The organism is Micromonospora sp. SL1-18 (assembly GCF_047921505.1).
GTDB lineage: Bacteria > Actinomycetota > Actinomycetes > Mycobacteriales > Micromonosporaceae > Micromonospora.
Window position 1 is genome coordinate 113,406 of the sequence record NZ_JBLROA010000008.1, and the last position, 19,703, is coordinate 133,108.

At 71.0% G+C, this 19,703-nt stretch carries 18 protein-coding genes and 1 pseudogene; 2 read left to right on the plus strand and 17 right to left on the minus strand.

The genetic code is table 11. The annotated features are described in order from the left end of the window. Window positions 1–3: 3 nt before the first annotated feature. From ACNAW0_RS05720 to ACNAW0_RS05775, 12 genes are all read right to left on the minus strand, one after another. Window positions 4–285, minus strand: coding sequence for a PAAR domain-containing protein (locus tag ACNAW0_RS05720; RefSeq protein ID WP_416286650.1), 282 nt, complete (start codon window positions 283–285; stop codon window positions 4–6). 32 nt (window positions 286–317) lie between these two features. After that, window positions 318–2,159 (minus strand): VgrG-related protein, encoded by a 1,842-nt coding sequence (locus ACNAW0_RS05725; RefSeq protein WP_416286651.1) that lies wholly within the window; start codon window positions 2,157–2,159, stop codon window positions 318–320. After that, window positions 2,143–2,919, minus strand: a complete 777-nt coding sequence (locus ACNAW0_RS05730) for a LysM peptidoglycan-binding domain-containing protein (protein ID WP_416286652.1) — start codon at window positions 2,917–2,919, stop codon at window positions 2,143–2,145. Before ACNAW0_RS05730 ends, ACNAW0_RS05725 begins: the two co-directional genes overlap by 17 nt. 75 nt (window positions 2,920–2,994) lie before the next feature. Further along, window positions 2,995–3,432: a phage tail protein gene (locus ACNAW0_RS05735; RefSeq protein ID WP_416286653.1), complete on the minus strand. Its 438-nt coding sequence runs from the start codon at window positions 3,430–3,432 to the stop codon at window positions 2,995–2,997. A gap of 60 nt (window positions 3,433–3,492) precedes the next feature. Then, window positions 3,493–5,817 (minus strand): hypothetical protein, encoded by a 2,325-nt coding sequence (locus ACNAW0_RS05740; protein ID WP_416286654.1) that lies wholly within the window; start codon window positions 5,815–5,817, stop codon window positions 3,493–3,495. Window positions 5,818–5,821: 4 nt separating this feature from the next. Next, the gene (locus tag ACNAW0_RS05745; RefSeq protein WP_416286655.1) at window positions 5,822–5,980 is read right to left on the minus strand and encodes a DUF6760 family protein; all 159 of its coding nucleotides are present in this window, start codon (window positions 5,978–5,980) and stop codon (window positions 5,822–5,824) included. Continuing rightward, a complete protein-coding gene (locus tag ACNAW0_RS05750; protein WP_091118469.1) occupies window positions 5,977–6,426 on the minus strand; it encodes a hypothetical protein in 450 nt (149 codons plus the stop codon). Before ACNAW0_RS05750 ends, ACNAW0_RS05745 begins: the two co-directional genes overlap by 4 nt. A gap of 4 nt (window positions 6,427–6,430) precedes the next feature. Next, a complete protein-coding gene (locus ACNAW0_RS05755; RefSeq protein ID WP_089006793.1) occupies window positions 6,431–6,874 on the minus strand; it encodes a phage tail protein in 444 nt (147 codons plus the stop codon). A gap of 24 nt (window positions 6,875–6,898) precedes the next feature. Continuing rightward, entirely contained in the window at window positions 6,899–8,434 is a 1,536-nt protein-coding gene (locus ACNAW0_RS05760) for a phage tail sheath family protein (RefSeq protein ID WP_416286656.1), read from the minus strand. 111 nt (window positions 8,435–8,545) lie between these two features. Further along, window positions 8,546–9,229, minus strand: a complete 684-nt coding sequence (locus ACNAW0_RS05765; protein WP_416286657.1) for a DUF7003 family protein — start codon at window positions 9,227–9,229, stop codon at window positions 8,546–8,548. Beyond that, window positions 9,226–12,663 (minus strand): hypothetical protein, encoded by a 3,438-nt coding sequence (locus ACNAW0_RS05770; protein ID WP_416286658.1) that lies wholly within the window; start codon window positions 12,661–12,663, stop codon window positions 9,226–9,228. Before ACNAW0_RS05770 ends, ACNAW0_RS05765 begins: the two co-directional genes overlap by 4 nt. Before the next feature lie 63 nt (window positions 12,664–12,726). Beyond that, a complete protein-coding gene (locus tag ACNAW0_RS05775; protein WP_416286659.1) occupies window positions 12,727–13,485 on the minus strand; it encodes a DUF4157 domain-containing protein in 759 nt (252 codons plus the stop codon). A gap of 253 nt (window positions 13,486–13,738) precedes the next feature. Between ACNAW0_RS05775 and ACNAW0_RS05780 the strand changes: the two genes are divergently transcribed. Next, a complete protein-coding gene (locus ACNAW0_RS05780) occupies window positions 13,739–14,248 on the plus strand; it encodes a GNAT family N-acetyltransferase (RefSeq protein ID WP_416286660.1) in 510 nt (169 codons plus the stop codon). 320 nt (window positions 14,249–14,568) lie between these two features. Here ACNAW0_RS05780 and ACNAW0_RS05785 read toward each other — a convergent pair whose 3' ends face one another. The 3 genes from ACNAW0_RS05785 to ACNAW0_RS05795 all read right to left on the minus strand — a co-directional run bounded on the left by ACNAW0_RS05785 (window position 14,569) and on the right by ACNAW0_RS05795 (window position 16,097). Beyond that, a complete protein-coding gene (locus ACNAW0_RS05785; protein WP_416286675.1) occupies window positions 14,569–14,856 on the minus strand; it encodes a helix-turn-helix domain-containing protein in 288 nt (95 codons plus the stop codon). Window positions 14,857–15,054: 198 nt separating this feature from the next. Further along, window positions 15,055–15,249 (minus strand): DUF397 domain-containing protein, encoded by a 195-nt coding sequence (locus ACNAW0_RS05790; protein ID WP_416286661.1) that lies wholly within the window; start codon window positions 15,247–15,249, stop codon window positions 15,055–15,057. 11 nt (window positions 15,250–15,260) lie between these two features. Then, window positions 15,261–16,097 carry a helix-turn-helix domain-containing protein gene (locus tag ACNAW0_RS05795; protein ID WP_416286662.1) on the minus strand — a complete coding sequence of 279 codons (837 nt, stop codon included), beginning with the start codon at window positions 16,095–16,097 and terminating at the stop codon, window positions 15,261–15,263. Window positions 16,098–16,706: 609 nt separating this feature from the next. On the opposite strand from ACNAW0_RS05795, the pseudogene ACNAW0_RS05800 reads away from it, so the two are divergent. Continuing rightward, window positions 16,707–17,017 (plus strand): annotated as a pseudogene (locus ACNAW0_RS05800) (hypothetical protein). Here ACNAW0_RS05800 and ACNAW0_RS05805 read toward each other — a convergent pair. Both ACNAW0_RS05805 and ACNAW0_RS05810 read right to left on the minus strand, forming a co-directional pair. Then, entirely contained in the window at window positions 16,996–19,071 is a 2,076-nt protein-coding gene (locus tag ACNAW0_RS05805; RefSeq protein WP_416286663.1) for an ATP-binding protein, read from the minus strand. The pseudogene ACNAW0_RS05800 and the gene ACNAW0_RS05805 sit on opposite strands and share 22 nt — an antisense overlap. A 4-nt stretch (window positions 19,072–19,075) precedes the next feature. After that, window positions 19,076–19,699, minus strand: a complete 624-nt coding sequence (locus tag ACNAW0_RS05810) for a DUF4255 domain-containing protein (protein WP_416286664.1) — start codon at window positions 19,697–19,699, stop codon at window positions 19,076–19,078. Window positions 19,700–19,703 lie beyond the last annotated feature (4 nt).

Here is a 19,703-nt window from a genome sequence, read left to right on the forward strand (position 1 = left end):
GGATCACCCGCCGATCAGCACGGTTGGGCAGCCGGCGACGATCGGCGCGCCGCAGCCGGCTAGGTCGCCGAGGCGGGCGGCCGGTTGGCCGCCGATGAGCACCGTGGGGCACCCGGGCGGCAGCAGGGCAGACGGCGGGTGCGGCGGGGTGCCGGGGAAGGAACAGGCGTGCATGGTGCCCACGGTTGCGGCGGGCTGCCCGCCGATGAGGACGGTGGGCACCCCGGGACCGCCGACCGCCCCCGGATGGGCGGTGGGGTCGCCGACGCGAGCGGCTGGTGGCACGGCACTCTCCCTTCGGTCGCTCTGACGGGTGTTCAGTTGATGCGCACCACGGCACCGCGCACCGTGACCGGGCCGCTGGCGGTCAGTTCCGCGCCGCCCTGGCCGTTGACCTTCACGCTCGCGCCCTCCACCGACGCGCCGCCCGTGCCGCGGACGCTCACCCGGCCCTGGCCCTCGATCCCCACATCGCCCTTCGCTGTGACGGTGACCTTCTGCCCGGCCAGCTCCAGCGGCCCCGACCCGGCGTCCAGGCTGATCCCGTTCTGGGCCCGAACGCTCACCTTGCCGTCGCTGACGATCTCGATCTGCCGGCCGGTGCGGTCCAGCCGTACGGTGAACTTCCGGTCCCCGGTGGCCAGCAGCACGCCATCCGGGCCACTGCCGGCCTCCAGCAGCTCCAGCCGGTGGCCGGTACGGGAGACCAGCGCCCGGGCCGCGATCCGGCCGCTGCTGCCGTCCACCGGGTCGGTTTCCAGCTTCGGGGGCGTGTCGGTGCCGTTGTGCAGGCCGCCGAGGACGTACGCGGCGTCCAGGTTGCCGTCGGTGAACCCGACCAGCACCTCGTCGCCCACCTCCGGCAGCAGCACCGCACCCCGGTCCGCACCCGCGCCGGGCTGCACGACCCGCGCCCAGCCGGTGGTGTAGGTCTCGTCCAGCCACGGCAGGGTGAGCCGGACCCGGCCGAGCTTCTTCGGGTCCTTCACGTCGCTGACCACCGCCGGGACCAGCCCCCGGCCGGCCCGCTCGAGCCCGGCCGCACCAGCGGTCAGCCCGTACAGTGACCGGTCCGAGCGGCCGGAGACGGTGAACGCCGTGGTGTAGCCGGCCTGCTCGCTGAACACGTGCCGGGTGCTGGTCAGCACGTACCTGCCCTGGAACGGCTCGCCGATGTTCGCCAGCGCCACCGCCGTGCCCGCGCGCAGCTGGGCGTTTCCCTTCGCCACCCCCTCGATCTCGGCGCACCCGCCGCCCAGGTCGCCGGCGAGCGCGCCGGCCACCGCCCGGACCGCGGCGTCCGTGCCCAGGGTCGGGTCGGCCACCACGTACGGCGGGCTGCCCAGCTTCCTCCCCAGCTCGGCCGGATCCACGCCGATCCCCTCGGCGCCCGGCACCTTCGGGGTCGTGGTCGCGCTGACCGCCCGTTTGGTGGCCGGGTCCCAGCCCCGCGCACCCACCTCAGGCACCTGGGCGGTAGCGGTGACGCCGGCGCGTAGCGCGATCAGGTTGCGGTTCAACTCCAGCACCAGCGGGTCCTGGGTGGCCCGCGCGGACGGGTCCGGGGCGCCGGCGGGCGGCTCGGGCATCCGCAGGTGCAGCTCCCCGTCGAGCACGGTCACCTGCGCGCCGACTAGCTGCGCGAGTCGGTGGAGGAACGTCCAGTCGCTGATGTTGTCCTGGCTGAGCTGCGCCTCCGGCTCGCCTCCGATGCCGGTCACCGGGTCGATCCGGCCTGCCTTCAGCCCGGCCCGCTGGGCCACCTTCCGCACGATGTCGGGCACGCTCATCCCCGGGTACGCGGCCACCCGCCGGCCGCGAAGCAGCCGGTGGGCCAGGTCGAGGCCGCGCACCTCGGTGAACGTGCCGGTGGCGTCCAGCTCGCACTCGAGGGCGGTGACCTCGCCGGTGAGTAGCAGCGCGGGGCCGCCCGGATCGGAGGTCTGCACACTCAGCCGCACCGGGGCGCCGATGGCGAACCCGCCCTTGGCCAGCACGGCCCGGTCCGGGTCCCGGTATCGCAGCATGAACCGGTCGGGCAGGTTGCGGCTGTCGTCCACCGCCGCGTACGTCAGCAGCGACGCGACCTCCGCGGGCAGCGGGCTGCCACCCACCTCGACCAGGAGGGCGTTGGCGAACTGTTCATTGGCCACGGGCACCGCCCGGGACGGTCAGTTCCTCCGGAGCGGGCACCAACAGCGCGGTGCCGGGGCGCAGCCGCATCGGGTCGTCGATGTCGTTGGCCTCGGCGATCTGCCGCCACAGCCCGGCCCGCCCGTACGCCTGGTAAGCCACCGAGTGCAGGGTGTCCCCGGCGACGACGACGTGGATGTCCCGGGCGGCCAGCGCCCCGGAGGTCGGGTTCTGCCCGGGCTGCTCGCCGGAGATCTCCTCGAGGGCGACCGTGCACAGCGCCCGCACCGGCGTGCCGCCCGGGGTGAACAGGGTGTACTTGGCGCTGACGCTGGCCACGAAGGACGGGAAACCCACCATGCCGCCCCAGTGGAACACCACCCACGGTGGCGACCCCTTTTTCTGCTGGCGGCTGGCGTCGGTCGGCACGCAGCAGGCGAACAACTCCTCGACCCGCTTCACCACCGAGCTGTCCATCGTGTCGGTGGCGTCGAAGAACATCTCCAGGGTCAGCTTGCACGGGTCCGAGCCGGTGAACTCCGGCACGCCGCTCTTCTTCGCGTTGCGCTGCGCGTCCCGCTTCCACTTGGTGGTCTTCGTCAGCGCCAGCTCCTTCGGGTTGAACTGGAACGGGATCCGGCCCAGCGGCGGGCCGGGAGACGCCGTGCCCCCGTTGCGGGGCGGCTCGTGCAGTTGCAGGTACGCGTGCGTCAGTTGCGGTGGTGCGCCGCCGCCTCGGCCGGCGGGGCTGCCGGCTGCGGTGAACGTGACCGGGGAGGCACTCACGCCGCCGCCTCGCTCCGCTCCCCGGCGACGCGAGGCGCCGCACTACTGGGCCGAATGGCACGCTCGCTCACGGCGTCACCCCCCGGTCCCGGGGCCGAAGAAGCCGTGGTGGGCCAGCTCGAGGGTCTCCACGGCCACCTTTGGGCTGTCCGGGCTGAGCTGCGGCCCGGTCCACCGCACCGGGATGACGTCGAGCAGTCCCCAGCGGGCGATCACGGTGCCCTCCAGGGTTCGCGCCTCAATGGTGGCGGTCTTGCGGGTGATCCCATTGGCCATGCCGGAGAACCACCGCATCAGCTTGCCGCTGTCCGCGGTGATCGGCCGGGAGAGCTTGACGTTGGAGAACTTCATCCGGGTGGGCAGTTGCCAGATGTGCCCGTTGTTGCCGCCCTCCTCCCGCTGCTCGACGACCACCTCGCACCCCAGCCCGTCGCAGGTGTTGAACGCGCCGAGATCCTGATCGTCGATCTTCACGACGAAGGCGATCGCGACGGCGACCTCGTCTTTGGCCATTCATCCCTCCTGGTCGGCGCTGGTTCCTGCGGCCTGCCCGCCCGCGTCTGGTTTCTGCGGTCAGCCCGGCCCACCGAGCACCCCGTGCCGCTCCCGGTCCAGGCGTAGCTCGGTCTTCAACCGGCGCAGCAGCGGGTCGTACAGCTTCTTCAGCAGTTCCTCCGGCTCCACCCCGCCGGCCGGCTTGGCACCCGGTGCCGCCGGCGGGCCGGCCGCCGGCGGCCCGCCGTCCGGCGGTGGGGTCGCGGCCGGGCCCGGCGCGTCGGCCGGGGGCGGTGCGTCGGCTGGCTCGGCCCGCTGCACGACCGGGGCGGGCGGGTCCCGGCGCGGCGCGGTCGCCGCCGGTTCCGGCCCACCACCGAGGTACGCCATCGGCGGGCCGTTGCCTCCAGAGCCCGACCGGGCGGGTGGTACGGGGGGCGGCGAGCCGGGGAGCGCGCCCACCCATCGCTGGACCGGCACCGGCCCGATTCCCCCGGCCGCTCCAACGTGGACGGCCGCCGGGGTGCTGAGCAGGTCCGGTACGTCCGCGAAGAGGCTCGGTTGCGGCTGCTGCGGGTCGGGCAGGGCGAGCGGCGCGGCGGCAGCGGGCACGGGTTCCTCGTCGTGCTGCCAGGTCACCCGCTGCACGCTCGGGCGGGCCGGCGCGGGCGCGGCGGGCATCTCCCGGGTCAGCGGCCGCACTGGGCGGTCGCCGACCAACCGGGCCACGACCACCGGCAGGGGAGCGGCGGCATCGTCCGGACCCCGTGCTCCGGTTTCCCGGCCGCCGGCCGGATCCGCTGCCCGGTCGCCCTGGTCAGCGGTTCCGGCCGGTTCTCCGCCGGATGCTGTCGGGGCGGGCGGCTGAGCGAGCAGCGGCACCACGCGTGCCTCGGTGGCGGTCCCGTCGTGCGACGGCACGAACGTCTGCACAGGGGACCCGCCCGTACCCGATCCGGCCGGTTCGCCGCCCGACGCCGCGATATTGCCAGGCTGCGCGGTGTCGCCCTGGAATGTCCGGGCGGTTGCCGTGCCGACGACCGGAAGATCATCGGCCGGCATGGCAGCACCGTCGGTTTCGGTGTCGCCGTGGAGCCATCCGGGGTCGATGGCGGTTGTGGGGGTGGCATCGGCGGCGAGGCGGGAGACGGCGACCTCTCCGAGCAATCCGGCCTGGTCGTCCGCCGTCGTCGTGCTCGCCACCGGGCCGTTGCCCCCGCCGTCCTGTTGACCGGCGTTGCCTGCGGGGGCGACAGCTGCCTCGCCCTCGCCGGTCGGTGGCCGGTGGGCCAGGACTCGGCCGTCGCCCTCGGTCGAAAGGCGTTGGAGCGGCGCGGCGTCCCGCACACTGGTGTAGTCATGCGTCGCCGGAGCCGAGGTTTCGGCCGGGGGGAGCAGCGGGGACACGATCGGTTCGCCCAGGCCGAGCCGGCGGGGCGGCCTCGGGGCGTCCGCCGGAACGCGCTGCACGGGCAGGTCGGATACGGACTGACGGGTGCCGGATGCCGCCGGCTCGGCGATCCCCGCCGACGGTGACGGCTCGGGCAGTGCCACGTCCGGGCCGCTCGCCTCGGCCGTCGCTGCCGGGAAGTCCCGTCCCAGGGTCGGCGTCTCCGGCGCGTCGGCGGGACCGGACAGGTCGCTGTCGACGACCCGCTGCGCCGCGTCGGTCGGCCGGTCGACGGTGGGCAGGTGCAGCTCCACCGCGAGCGGTGGAGCGGTCAGCAGCCGGCTGAGCGTCACCGGTTCCAGCGGCACCGGTTGGCTGACCGTCACCGGCTCCAGCGGCACGGACTGGACCGGGAGCGGCGCGGCCGGCGGATCGGGCACCGTCCGTTGCCCCTGCGCCGAGGCGCTGGCGACCTGCCGTTGGTCCGGGGCAGGGGAGGCGGTGGCCGGCCGTTGGCCCGGGGCAGGGCCGGTGACCTGCCGTTGCAGGGAGGGCGTGGCCCGGCTGGGGTTTGCCGGCGGCGTCGCGAGCGGCAGCGGCGCGGGATCGTCGCCGCGTGGCCGGCCGGTGGGCTCGAGGTCCGCCCGCGTCGGCTCGCTCGCCGGCTCGACGGCGCCGTGCAGCACGCCCGCCGGCTCGGCCGCTCCGACGAGATGGCCGAGGGGAGCCAGGTACGACGGGTCACGCCAGGCGGCCAGCGAGCCGGTGAACGCCTCGGGCAGGTTCAGCCGCGGCTCCTCGGGGGTGATCCGCTGGATCGGCGGCAGCCCCAGCCAGGCGGCCGGCTCGTCCTGCCGGTGCGCCGGAGCACTGGCCGGTGTGCTCCCCGCCGTCGCGTCGCCGGTCGGCGTGGCTCCCTCCGGACCGCCACCGGTCTCGCTGCTGCCCGGGGCGGGCGCGTCCGCGGTGGACCGCTGCGCGGTCCGCTGCGATCGTCGGCGCCACGGCCACATCGGGTCACCGTCCCTGACTGATCCGGGTGTTGATGCTCGCGATCTCGGCCACGTACCGCAGCCGCTCGCCGTGTTCGAGGTCGAGGAGCTCGTCCAGCGACCAGTGGAAGTGGTAGGCGACGTACGCGACCTCGGCGTAGATGCGGTCGGCCGCGTACGTCACGATTCCCCCAGGCGGCCGCCGGCGAGGTCGACCGCGAAGCGGTGCTGGCACTCCGGGCACACCACGCTCGCGCGGGTGTGCCCCTCGCTGTTGATCCGCCGGTACATGTCCTGCAGGAACGCCAGGTCGGAGGCGAACAGGTCCTCCACCACGCCGGGGTGCACGTCCACCACCGTGCCGATCCGGGTGATCACCCGGCTGAGCAGCACCACCGTGAGGTACGGCGGGTTCTCCCGTACCCGGTCGTCGCGCAGCGGCACCAGCTCGTCCCGTGCGGTCGCCAGCCGCATCACCCCGTCCCGGTGCACCGTGCCGGAGCCGTCTACGTACCCGCGGGGCAACTCGAATGGGAACTCCGTGCGCAGTGTCTCGCGCCGCGGGGCGACGGCGGGCGGCTCGGCCAGCTCGGGGCCGGGCGGCGGGACGAGTGAGGACGTACGGCGCATGGGGCTACTCGACCTCCATCGACTCGTACGTCACCACGAGTTTCTCGGTGAGCACACTGGTGTCGCCGGCCTTGAGCGAGCTGATCTCCAGGCTCTTCGCCCACGCGTTGGTGAGCTTGTACCGCTTGATCGGCAAGCCCTCGTAGTCGAAGACGATGATGGCCCCGCCCTTGCGGGCGTCGCCCATTTTGCCGAAGCGGCAGTCCTTGATCCACCGCTCGAAGCTGTTGTCCGCGGTTAGGCCCCGGGTCAGGGTGACCTCGCCGGCCTTCGGCGCGCCGGGCGCCTTGCGTACCACGAACTTGCCGTCGGCGGTGTTCGACTTGTACTCGATGACGTCCTGCTCCATCTTGAGGCCGGTGACCTCGGTGATCTGGCGGATGACGATGCTGTCCACCTCCAGGCCGAACGAGTGGCCGACGGCGGAGTCGAAATCGGGGAGCGGCACGACTGCCTCCTGACGCTACGGGGACTACTCGTTGACCAGGCTGGTGCCACCGGACATCTGCGCCAGCTGGAAGATCACGAACTCGGCCGGCTTGACCGGCGCGACGCCGATCTGGCAGACCACCTGGCCGGCGTCGATGCTCTCGGCCGGGTTGGTCTCCCGGTCGCACTTGACGAAGAACGCCTCGTCGGGGGTGAGCCCGAACAGCGCGCCGCGCCGCCACTCGTTGATCAGGAACGCGCTGATGGTGCGCCGGATGCGTGCCCAGAGCATGTCGTCGTTGGGCTCGAAGACGACCCACTGGGTGCCGTTGAGGATCGACTCCTCCAGGTAGTTGAACAGCCGCCGGACGTTCAGGTACCGCCAGGCCGGGTCCGACGACAGGGTGCGGGCGCCCCAGACGAGGATGCCCCGGCCGGGGAAGGCGCGGATGCAGTTGATGCCGAGCGGGTTGAGCAGCTCCTGCTCCGTGCGGGTCAGCTGGGTCTCCAGCGCCACCGCGCCTCGGATCGGCTCGTTGGCGGGGGCCTTGTGTACGCCCCGGGCGCCGTCGCTGCGCGCCCACACGCCGGCTACGTGGCCCGACGGAGGCATGAACCGGTTGGTCCCGGTCAGCGGGTCGAACACCTTGATCCAGGGGTAGTAGAGCGTGGCGTACCTCGAGTCGTAGCCGGCCTGGTCGGTACGCCACTCCTTGACCTGCTGCGGCGACAGGCCCGGCGGCGGGTCCAGGACCGCCATCCGGTCGCCCATCAGCTCACAGTGGGCGATCATCGCCGACTGCACGGCCTTCACCGACTCCAGGTCGATCGCGCCGCGCTGGTACGCCCCCATCAGGTCGGGCACCGCGACCATGGTCACCTCGTCGACGGCCTCCAGGCCGCCGAACCCGGTACGCTCCGCCGCGTCGCCCACGTACTCGTCTGCCGACACCGTCTCCGGCGCGCCGGCCGTGGGCGGCTCGGCGGTCAGCGCGACCTCGCCTCCGGACGGGCGGGCCAGCTGGCCGGTCGGCGCCGCCTCCTCGATCGTGATCAGTTTCGACCGGTCGCGGACCACGGTCACCACGTTGTCCTTGCCGCGCTTCGTGGTCACCGACTCGAACGTCTCGACCACCTGGCCGCCGCGCTTGACCACCAGGTTGAACCGGTCCTCGCCGGCGCCCTCCGGCGGGTCGGCGACCTCGACCGTGATGTCCTCCGGGGTGCCTTCGGGCAGGGCACGGGCGACAACCTTGTAGGTGCCGAGGATCGCGGCCGGCGTGGGCACGGCCGGCAGCGCCTCCTCGCTGGCCCGGTCGCCGCCGACCCGCACGATGTACGCGGCCCCGCCGCCCTGCATGAAATAGCCGTAGACGGCGTGGCCCAGGTAGCAGTCCGGGGCGAACTCGCCGAAGATCTGCGAGTACTGGCTCCAGTTGGTCACCAGGGTCGGGGTGTTGAACGGCCCCTGCGCGGCGAAGCCGACGAACGCGGCGACCGCCGTGCCGACGCCCTCGATCGGGCGGGAGCCGGACTCCACTTCCTCGACGTACACACCCGGCGCCAGGTAGTTGGGCATCACGCCTCCTCGTCCCTCAGGGTCGAGGCCAGCGTCCCGCGTACGCGCGCCTGGTCAAACGTCCGGCAGGCCGCTTGATCGGGAAGCCTTCACTGCCCGTACGGGCAGCTGTCACTCGTACTCCGTCCAATGAGACCAGTGGGTGTTGCCGCTCTGGCAGGAAGGCAGGTGGGCGGTTTCCTTCTTGTGGATCGTCCGAGCGATGTCCTGGAAGCAGTCGATCTCGCTGGGTAGCTCGTCCTCAGCCGGATCAGGGTGCTGCCACTCGTCGAGCGTGAAGAGCGATTCATAGCCTGACTTTCCGATCTCGCGCAGGATCTCGTCAGGCTTCAGAAATACATCTTCCGGATACTTCGCGATTAGGACCCTGGCAAGGGCGAGTGCCGCAGGCGTGGCTGCCTCATCGATGCCTGCGGCAGCGTAGTCCTCCGCTAACAGTTGGATCTCTTTGACCCGGCCATTGAGGATCAAGCAGTGGTGATCTGACAGGGGTAGGTCGTCTGAAGGAAGGCTGCCCCCTCCTTCTGACGTGATCGGCGATCCGAAGAACAGGGCGCCCGGTTCCGGAACATCACTGCCAAATGCTTGCACGATACGCACGATGTCATCTTCGCCGCGGCCATACGCGACCAACTGGATGGTCAGGAGCCAGTTGCTTGGGCTGTGGAAGGCATCCATGCGTGTCCCCGCACTTGGATAGTTGGCGTTGCCGGGGCCAAGCAGAGAGTACTCCTCCTGAGCTCCATCCAACTGTTCAAGAATGTCGCTGATTTGTTGAGTCTGACCAGTGCTCATCTACGTCCTTCCTTGAGCCTCTTGATCTCCGCTGCCAACGTTTCGAGCTCCGCCTTCATTCTCTCATACTTGGCGATCTTTCCTTTGAGGCCGGTGACCGTGCCGCCCTGCTTTACAGAACATGCCTGACAGTGGGGATACAACCTCTGGGGGCCCGGTGGGATGAGAGGCTGTCCCTCGAAGAGGATGTCGAACAGTTCGCTGGCTGGCTGGTGATCGGGGATGAACAGTGGCGCGCTGGTCGTGCGGCAGGAGTGGCATCCATGCGTCGGTCCTTCCCTGTTTGCCCAGGCGCGGTCCGCGTCGCTGGGGATGCGACTTGTTGCTTGTCGGGGAATGCCGGGGTAGCTGCCTACCTGAAGCAACGGCCGTTTGGCGTGGTTCAGAACATCTAGGCGCTTCTTCTTGAGCTTCTCTTCGTGCCTTTTGTGCTTCTCCTCGAGTCGCTTGAGTAGCTTCGCGTCGTCCGCCGAAATCAGGCGTTCGGGGGGTGTCTCGCTTCGCTGCACTGTCCCGACCGCATGTGCGTAGGTGTAGAGCCCTTCGTGACGGTCGACGACGAGGCGTAGCGAGGATAACCGGAAGCGTGACTTGATACCGGTAAGGCCGCGCGCGACGGCATCCACAGCCATACCGCGGCGCAACAACGCGTGGGCAGCCCGCATGCCGCCAGCGAGATTGCCGCCTTTTGGCTTCAGCCCATTTCGGCGCCGTGCCTTGAGCTTGCCCCATAGCTTCTTGCCCAGTGCGACGATCTTGCCGACCACCCAGTCGACGGCCTTCATGACCGGCTTGCTGAGCGCCTTGAAGAACTTCTGCACCCTCTGCGCGAGCCCGCCGATGCCCAGCACCGCGGCGAGCACCCCGATCAGCACCGGCACGGACCGCGCCAGGGCCTTCTCGATCAGCGCCGGCACTCCGCCCGCCCCGCCGCCCGCGATGGCGATGATGGCGTCGAGCACCGAATTGACGAACTCGATGATCTGCGCCCCTTGCGTGACGATGAACGTGACGAAGTCGATGATCATCTTGACCGCGCGGATGAACGCCGAGGCGGGGTTGAGCAGGCTGATGACCCAGGTGATGCCGGCCATCAGCACGGTCGGGATCAGGTATTCGCTGATCTTGGAAAACAGGTTGGCCTTGAGGTCGCCGACCTTGTCCTGGATCTCCTCCCACATGCCGCCGAGCCCCTGGGCCTGGACCTTCTGCACTACGGGCACGGACTGCTCGACCGCGCCCATGGCCTGCTCAGGCACACCCCGCTTGACGATCCGGCCGCGGATGGCTGCCCAGGTCAGCCCGAGCAGGGAGCCGATCATCAGGACGATGCCGCGCAGGTCGAACTTCGCAGGCAGTTCCAGCCCGGCTCCGGCCATCGCCCCGGTGAGCCAGCCGACCAGGCCCTTCTTCAGGTGCTCGCCGATGTTGGCCAGGAACTGCTTCAGGCCCGCCCCGACCGAGCTGACCAGGTTGCCGAGGAAGCCGATCGGGTCCTTGATGATCGCCATGACCGCGTGGGCGGCCTTGGCCAGGACGCCCATCAGCATGTCCTTGAGCTGCATGATGGTCTTGATGACCCCGGCGACGGCGTCGACGGCCTTGGCGACGAGGCCCTTGTTCTTCTCCTTCTCGGCGGCGATCTCCTCGTCGACCGATTTGAGGGCCTCGTTGTACTTCGACGCGAGGGTCTGCACCAGATCGGTGCCCTTGTTGTTCACCTGCTCGGTCAGCTCGTCGAACTTTCCGGCGAACTCGCCCGCCGCCTCGCGACCCAGCGCCTGCAGGTCGGCGGGCATTTTCTTCACCTCCGCCTGCAGTTCGTTGCGGCCGGCGGCAATGCGCTGCTTGGCCCGCCCGAGCTCCGCGCCGATGACGTCGGCGACGCCGGAGATGACCTGCTGCATCCGGTCGACGTAGCCCTTACGGGCCACCACGAAGATCTGGTTGGCCTCCTCCGGCAGCCCGGCGAACTTGTCCTTGATCCACCGGCCCTTACCGACGATGCCCGAGTACCGCTTGTCCTTGTACTCGTCCATCCGCCGTTTGTGCTCGGCGGTGAACGCGTCCCGCGCCGCCTTCTCACCCTTGCTGAACTGGTCGTCGACCTTCTTGTCCAGCCCGGACAGGATGCCCTCGACGTCCTTCTTGGTGCCGTCGAAGACCTTCTGCAGGATCGCCGTGACCTTCGCCCGTTTGGCCTCGTCGGCGGACTTCGCCTGCTCCTTGCCCGCCCCGACCTGAGCGCCAGCCCGCTTGCGGTCGGCCGTGAGGGCTGTCATCGCCGCCGCCCCGGCCGCGCCCGCCGCCGCCTTCGCCCCGGTCAGGGTCCGCGCCTCGGCCGCGCGTACCTGGCCGGGCGCGGTGGCCGCGTGCTGCTCGGCGGCGTTCTTCTCCTTCAGCGCGCCGGTGAACTCCGGCTCGTTGGACTTGGCCAGCTGCTCCTCGGTGACCTGCGCCTCGGTCATCTGCTGGTCGACCTGCTTCGGCCCATCCGAGAAGTCGGTCGCCGCCGGCGGGGCCTTGTCCGGTACGGCCTTCGCCGGGTCCGGCGTGCCTGGGGTCGCTGGCGGCTTGTCCGCCACCAGTGGGGTGACCGGCTTGTCGACCGCCTTCGAGGTGTCCGGGGGCGCCTTGGTGGTGGTCTCGATGGCGTTCGCCGAGGCCTTCTTGCCGTCTGTGACCTGGCCCTGCACCTGCCCCTTGACCGCGTCAGCCTTGCCCGAGTCGCCGAACTTGTCGGCCTCGTCGAGGTTTTTCGGCGCCTGCGCCGCGATGGCCTCGTTGACCGCGCGGATGAACGTGGCCTTGTCGAACTCGCCCGGCTTGGCGGCGTTCATCTTCTCCGCGTTGGCCGCCTTGCCCTGGGCCTCCTTGTCGTCCTGCGGTGGCTTGGCCGCGCCCTGCGCCTTCGCCGCCTCCGTCTTTGCCGGCGGGTGCGCGGCGAGCAGCTTCTGCTTGCCCCGCACGTCCGCCTTCAGCGCGGCGAACTTCGGGTCGGCCTGCGGTCCGGGCCGGTGGACCGGAGCGGCCTGGGTAGCCAGCCGTTGCACCGCAGCCTCCGGACCGGTCGGGGCCGGACCCGCGGAGACGGTGGCGGGACCGGAACCGGTGGAGGCGTTGGTCGCGCCGGCCGACGGGGCCGCCGACCGCTGGGCGGGCACGCCGGTGGTCGCGCCACGCGACCCGCCGCCAGCGCCGGGCCGCTTCGCGGCGGGCGTACGCGGCGCGGCGGCGCGGCGTTGGGCGACCAGCGCCGCCACCGCCCGGTTGCCAGCCCCGGCCTGCAACCGCTGCACAGCCGCCCGACTCAACGGTCGTGCGACCGAGTCGCGTACGCCGGTGGTGGGCTCGGGGTCGGCGGTCGTGCGCGGCGGTGGGGTCGGCGCGGCGCGGCGCGGGGGTGCGGCCCGCTCCTCGGCCGGTGCCTTCACGTCACACCTCCCGATCCGGGCGAGTCCACCGGTGGCCCAACGAGTACGGCGACGCGCAGGTGGCTACTCGGCGGGCTCTTCCTCTTCCTCCTCGCCGGCTTCCTGCCGCTGGACGTACGTCTGCGCCGACTCGTCCTCCTCGGACATCTCCTCGGCGCGCTGCACCTGCGGGTGGTCGTGCCCGTCGTGGTCGATGGCCCGCTGGACCGCCGGCGCCGAGGCGGGCGCCGCCGGGGTGGACATCAGCCGGTCGGCGTTGGCGACGGCCTCCCGCTCGAACCGGTCGGACGGGTCGCTGACCTTCACCCCGCCGCCGGTGTCGGTGCCGTCCACCGGGCCGCTGCGCTGCTGCACCACATGGGTCAGCTCGTGGGCGAGCATGTGCTGGCCGGCCGGCGAGGCCGGGTCGTAGCTGTCGCGCTGGAAGACAATGTTCGACCCCACCGTGTACGCCTGCGCGTTGACCGACTTCGCCGACTGATGCGCCGCCCCGTCGGTGTGCACCCGGACGTCGCCGAAGTCCTGCCCGCCGAAGCGGGCCTCCATGTCCGTGCGGACGTCGGCCGGCAGCGGTGACCCGCCGCCGGAGTTGACCACGTCGTGCACGGGGGAGCGGTCCTCGGTCGGCTCGACCAGCTCGCCGACGGCTCGGTTGCCGACCGCCCGTTGCAGCCCGAGCAGCCCGGACGCGCCAAGCACCTCGGGCCGTCCGGCGCTGGCGGCCTGGTACATCAAAGCGTCGCTCTCCCGGTCGACCGGGCCGATCCGGTCACCGGCGGGGCGTACCGACGCCTCGGAGTCGAATTCGCGATGTCCGCGCATGCCGGGCCTCCTCGCTCAGGCGAGCCGGCCCGTCGACGGTCGGGCCTCCCGTGTCGACCGTCCCTTGCCGGCGGGCCCCTTCACAAGCCGAGCCGGACCATCCGTGGGGGCAGCCTGACCTGCCCGAACGGGCATCGCCAGTGCCGTGAACAAGAACGTTGCGGTGTCGGATGACATGTGCCCGGGCTGACGGCAGAGCGGTGGGCCGCGAAATCGGTTTGGCGAGCATTTGGGCGCGATCTACGATTCGGCGGTGGGTTCCTCGGTGACTGTTCGCTCGGCTCAAGTCGAGGACATCGCCCAGATGGCGTGTGTGCACGTTCGGTGCTGGCAGGAGACGTATCGGGGGATCATGTCCGATGCGGTGCTTGATGATCCGAGCTTCCCGGCTACTCGGGAACGGTTGTGGACTGCCGCTTTGACCGACGAGCGATATCGCGAGAACCGGGCGGCTGTGGCCGAGCGGGGAGGCGAGTTGATCGGGATCGCGATGTCGGGCCCGCCACTGGACGCTGCGGCGACGTGGGCAAGACAGCTGTATTCCATCTATGTTTATACGGCCGCCCACGGCACGGGTGCCGGGCGAGGGTTGTTGCAGGCCGTCCTCGACCCCGCGGAGTCGGCGGCACTGTGGGTCGCCGATCCTAACCCCCGCGCGCAGGCGTTCTACCGCAAGCATGGCTTCATTGCCGACGGGACGGCCAAGGTCGAGGACGGCCTGCGGGAGATTCGCATGGTCCGCGACGTGCAGTGCCGACGCTAGGGCCGTGACCATGAACGTTTGAGTTGTTGGCGTCAGGCTGCTCGGGTGGCGGGTTGGCCCCAGCGGCGTTGTCGTTCGCTGCGAATGCGGGCGGTTCGCGGCGTTGCGCGGCTTCGCGGGCAGCCGGTGCGGATGGCCCGCGCGTGCCCAGCCGGAACCGGCCTGCGGACGGATCACCAGCGGCCCGAACTCGTCGAACGCGAACACCCGCTGCGGGAAGTTGCTGGTCACGTGGTCGATGCGGACAAGTTTCGCGTCGCGCTGCGGATCGGTGGACTCCTTCCACGTCTTGGTCCGCTGGAACGTGATCCCGTGCTTGATCAGCAGCTGCCGCAGCCGTTCCCGCCCGATCTCGATCGGGCGGGCGGCCTGCGAGGGCGAGGTAATCGGCGAGCTGCGGATGCTCCACCGGGTGAACGGCGCCCCAAGGCTTCAGGGCGGATGTTGGCCGTCGCGACGATGAGTGTTTCCTCGTCGGGACTGATCAGGCGGGGATGGCCACCCGCCCACTGAGGGTCCAGGCTGGCCATACCCACCTCATTGAACCGGTGGATGACCTGCCGGATGGTGTCCTCATCGGCTTGGACCAGCCGAGCGATCGCCGGCACGATGTTCCCGCCCTCCGACGCCAGTACGACCAATCGCCCGCCGTAATCGGATTGGTGAACCGGTACCTGGCGGTCCCGGCGCGGTTTCGCGGGGCCCCTAACTCCGGTTCCGCTGCTGGGCGTCGCTGATTAGCCAACGGATGTTTGCGGTGGTCGAGTGTGGTTACCGCCGCGGTAGCCACACCACGCAGCCGGTGCTCAGGCGTTGAACGTGCCGGCCTTGATGCCTTGGACGAAGCCGGTCCACTGGTGGGCGGTGAAGGAGAGCACCGGCCCCTGCCGGTCCTTGCTGTCGCGGACCATGACGACCTGGGATGGTGCGGCAACCTCGATGCAATTGCCACTAGACCCGGACCTGGTGCTCTTGCGCCAGGTGACGCGAGGCAGGTCCATGCTGTTTCCTCCTAGGTGATCAGGTCTGCCGCAATCGCTCGCAGCGTATCTCGCGTGGGCTTGGGCGCCAGCGCAAGGGCTTGTAGTTGCTCGTGTGCCGCAGCGTACGCGGCAACCTCTCCGGGCCGCTCCAGATATAGCGCTCCGGTCAGGGTGTCGACGTACACCATCCGCTCCTCGGCTGCGTCCGGGTACGGATGTGGCATTGGGGGGAAGTCGAGGATTACAAAGCTGCCGTCAAAGCCAACCCCGGCGGAGTACGGCAGCAACTGGATCTGGACGTTACTCCGGCTCGAATCTTCGATGAGCCGCTTGAGCTGCCGATGCAGCACCTCGGGGCCGCCGACCATTCGTCGGGCCGCTCCCTCATCGATGACCACACGCAGCATTGGCGGGTCGTCGCTGGTCAGGATGGCCTGTCGCTCCATCCGCAGCGCAACCTGTCGCTCTATCTCGTCGTCACGCATCGGGACCGGCGCACCTTCGAAGGCTGCTCGCGCATACTCCTCGGTCTGCAACAGGCCGGGCACCATCTGGCACTCGTAGGTGCGGACGACGGATGCCTCGGACTCCATGCCGACGTACGCGGCGAACCAGTCGGGCAGAACATCGCTGTACCGCTGCCACCACCCGCGCTGCTTCGCCTGGCGGGCTACCGCGATCACGGCTTCGGCCTGCTCGCCCTCCACGCCGTACAGCGCCAGGAGCGCCCGCACGTCGTTCGGATGCGGCCGGACCTCTGCCGTCTCGATGCGGCTGAGCCAACTCGCGTCGTGGTCGACGCGCCTCGCTGCTTCCGCCGAGGTGATCCTGGCCTGCTCGCGGAGTTGCCGCAGGGTCAGAGCCAAGCGGCGGCGTCTGACGGTAGGGCTCTGACGTTGAGGCACGTCGTCATCTTGCCATGCGGAAGACCTGACTTCCGTTCGCAGACACGCGGACCGCAAGGAGGTAATCCGCATATTGCGGATTGCCGTTGTGCGTGGGACGGTGTTGCGGGGTGTGGCGGTCGGATGACCGTGCGTGGGCTGGCTGCCATGCCCTTACAGCCGAGGAGGGCAGGATGGGCAGGCACGTCACCTACGACCAATACGTGATCGCGGTAGCCCTGACCCTGTCGCGCAGGCATCGGCCGGCGTGGAACCACATCCTCAAGCGACTGACCTGCCGATGCGGTCGGGACTTGCCCTGTCGGGCAAGACATCGCGTCCCGATCAATCGCGGGCACTGGCCGGGTGAGGCGTGATGACGACCCACGTCCCGGTGCTGCCGATCTGGACCTGTGGCGGGTGCGGTGCCCCGTGGCCTTGCTGTACCCGCCGGAAGGAGCTACAAGCCGAGTACGACCAGGCCCCTATATCCCTGGCGCTCTACATGGGCGCATGCCTGGTCGCCGCAACGCAAGACATGGGCTGGGCTCCGGCAGGACTGCTGCATCGTCGGTTCCTCGGGTGGCTGCCGTGACCACACCCCGCGTCGGTGACCTGCTCCTCGTGGGCCGAGCGGCCAGCGTTCAGTTCATCAACCCGATCTTCTTCCGCGTGATCCGAGTGCTGACTGGATCACCTACGACGGATGGATCTGGCTCGACGGTTACCAGCTCGATGCCCGAGGCGACGCGGTGGCTCGACGGTCGATCTTCGTTCAGACGGCTGGGCTGCGGTCCGCCTCGGCACCCACCGGGAAATCCGGGCAACACCGTTTGGGAGTGACATCCCGTCCGGGCAGGGGCCGCGCTCCTGGCGCCGGTCAGACGGCCAGCTTGAGATAGGGGCCGAATTCGCTCTCCAGGGTCAGCCGGCCGAGCTTGCGGTACTCCCGGCCGACCGCGCCGACCAGCTCGGCCATCCCCACCGGCCGGCCCGCCCCGGCGGCCAGGTAACCGGCGGTGACCGCGGCGGAGCGGATGTGCCCGCCGGCCAGCTCGAAGGCGCCGGCCAGGAAATCCAGGTCCATGTCGGGGGCGCGGGGCACCCGGTCGCCGAGGCACCGGTCCCACAGCGCCCGCCGGGCCGCCTCGTCGGGCATCGGGAAGTCGACCACCACGTCCAGCCGGCGGGTGAATGCCTCGTCCAGGTTGGCCCGCAGGTTCGTGGCCAGCACCGCCAGCCCGTCGAACGTCTCCATCCGTTGCAGCAGGTACGCGCTCTCGATGTTGGCGTACCGGTCGTGCGCGTCGCGTACCTCGGAGCGCTTGCCGAAGATCGCGTCCGCCTCGTCGAAGAGCAGCACGCCGTTGACCCCGGCCGCCTCGCCGAAGATCCGCTCCAGGTTCTTCTCCGTCTCCCCGACGTACTTGTCCACCACGGTGGCCAGGTTGACCGTGTACAGGTCCAGCCCGAGGCTGCCGGCCACCACCTCGGCGGACATCGTCTTGCCGGTGCCGGAGTCCCCGGCGAACAAGGCTGTCACCCCGTGCCCGCGCCCGCCGCCGGGGCGCATCCGCCACTCGCGCAGCACCCGGTCCCGATGCCGGGCCCGCCCGGCCAGCTCGTGCAGCAGCGACCGGATCGGTGCTGGCAGCACCAGGTCGTCCCAGCCGACCTCCGGGACGATCCGTCGGGCCAGCCGCTCCAGGCCGGCCGCGTTCTGGGTACGCGCACCCGCGCGCAGGTGCGCCTCACCGACGGGCTCTCCGGACGCGGCGGCGAGCTGCACGGCCACCACGGCGGCCCGCCGGATCGCCGGCGCGCCCAGCACGAACTGCGCGGTGGCGGCGGCCGGGTCGAGCCCGGCGGCGAGCCGGTCGGGCAGCGCGTCCCGCCACACGTCGGCCCGGTCGTCGGCGGTCAGCGGCGCGACGTCCACCTGCAGCGGCGCCACCGCCGTCCACGCCGGATCCCATGGCTGCGTCCCGTAGGCCAGCACCGGTATCGGGCCGGCGATCAGCCGGGACCAGACGGCCCACGGCTCACCGCCGTGCACCGGCCCGACCACCAGACCAGCCCCGGTGAGCAGCGCCTCCCGTACCAGCACGGTGGCCAGCTCCGCCGGCTGTGCCTCAGCCGCCAGCAGGGGCAGGTCCACGGCGAGGGCACTTCGCCCGGCCCGGTCGAGCGCGGCCGCCGCCAGCGCCAGGGCGCTGCCGCCGGGGCTCTCCCGCAGGTACGCCAGGCGGACCCCGGCCCGATCCAGCGCGCGACCGAGCGGTTCCGCGTCGGGCGGGGACGGCGCGGACGGGGCGACCGGTTCGGCGAGCCCGGTCAGCAGCGGCTCGGGTGCGTCCGTACCGAGCAGCCAACCGCCCACCCGGTCCGGCACCCACACGCCACGGCTGAGCACCGGCCGGTCGGGGGAGTCCACGCGGAGCAGCGCCAGGTCGACCAGCGGCGCGCCGGCGGTGAGCCGGAGCCGGGCCGACGCGGCCGCCTCGGGTAGCCCGCAGAGCCGCAGCGCCAAGCCGACCGAGGGGCGGCGGCGGGTGACGTCGTCGTTGAGGTACCCGTAGAACTGCTCGAACCGGCTGTCCACATCGGGCGCGAGGGCTACCAGCAGCAGTGCCTCGTCCAACGAGGTCAGCCCGGCAGCGGCGGCCAGCGCGGCCAACCGGTCGAATCCGTCGGCGCGCCAACCGGCGGGCACGTCGGGCGTTCCGGTGGCGTCGATCGTCGTGGCCGCCGGATCGCCGACCCCGTCGGTGGGCCACGGGTCGAACGGCTCGCGGGCCGCGGCGAGGGCCGCATCGACCGCCTCGTCCGAGAGATAGAGCCCGCGGAACGCATCGTCCGGTTGTGGGTCGCTCTCCCGGCGGCGCGCCACCGCCGCGCGTACCGCCAGCTCCACCCGCTGCAGGCGGCGCAGCAGCGTCAGTGCCTCCCCGACCACCGCCTCACCCGCCGGTACGGGACGGGCGGTGCCGGACCCGGTCGTCGCCGCCGCCGGTCCGGTCGGCGACCTCGGCGACCATGCCCTCGCGGGTCGGCGGTCCGACCGGCACCTCGCGACCGCTGTCGACCGGGGCGCTGACCACCAGGTCCAGCGACGGTTTCAACTCGCCGCCGAGCGCGGTCCAGACGTCGGCGAAGGCCCGATCCTCCGGGGGTGGCAGCGCGACCGTCATCGGCACCGGCATGCCGATCTCGGCCACCGAGCCGGTCAGCACGGCCGGCGGCAGAGCGTCGAAGCGCAGGAAGCACAGCAGCAGTGCGGAGAGCAGCCGGTGCTCGTCCTCCGGTCGCTGTGTCCACGCGGTGACCAGGTAGGACAGCTTCACGTAGCGGGGCGGGGCGAGCCGGCGGGTCACCTGCCCCCGCTCGTCGTACTCGTTGATCAGCCCACGTGAGCGGCGGCGCAGGTCCTCGCGGATGTCGTAGAGGTAGAGGTTGACCGTGGGCGCGTTGCGGCGGGCCGCCCACTCCTTCGTCGGTGCCTCCAACACGATGTCCACGCTGGAACTGGGCAGGGCCTCCTCGCGTACCAGGCGGCGTAGTGCGTCGTCGATCTCGTGGATCATCCCG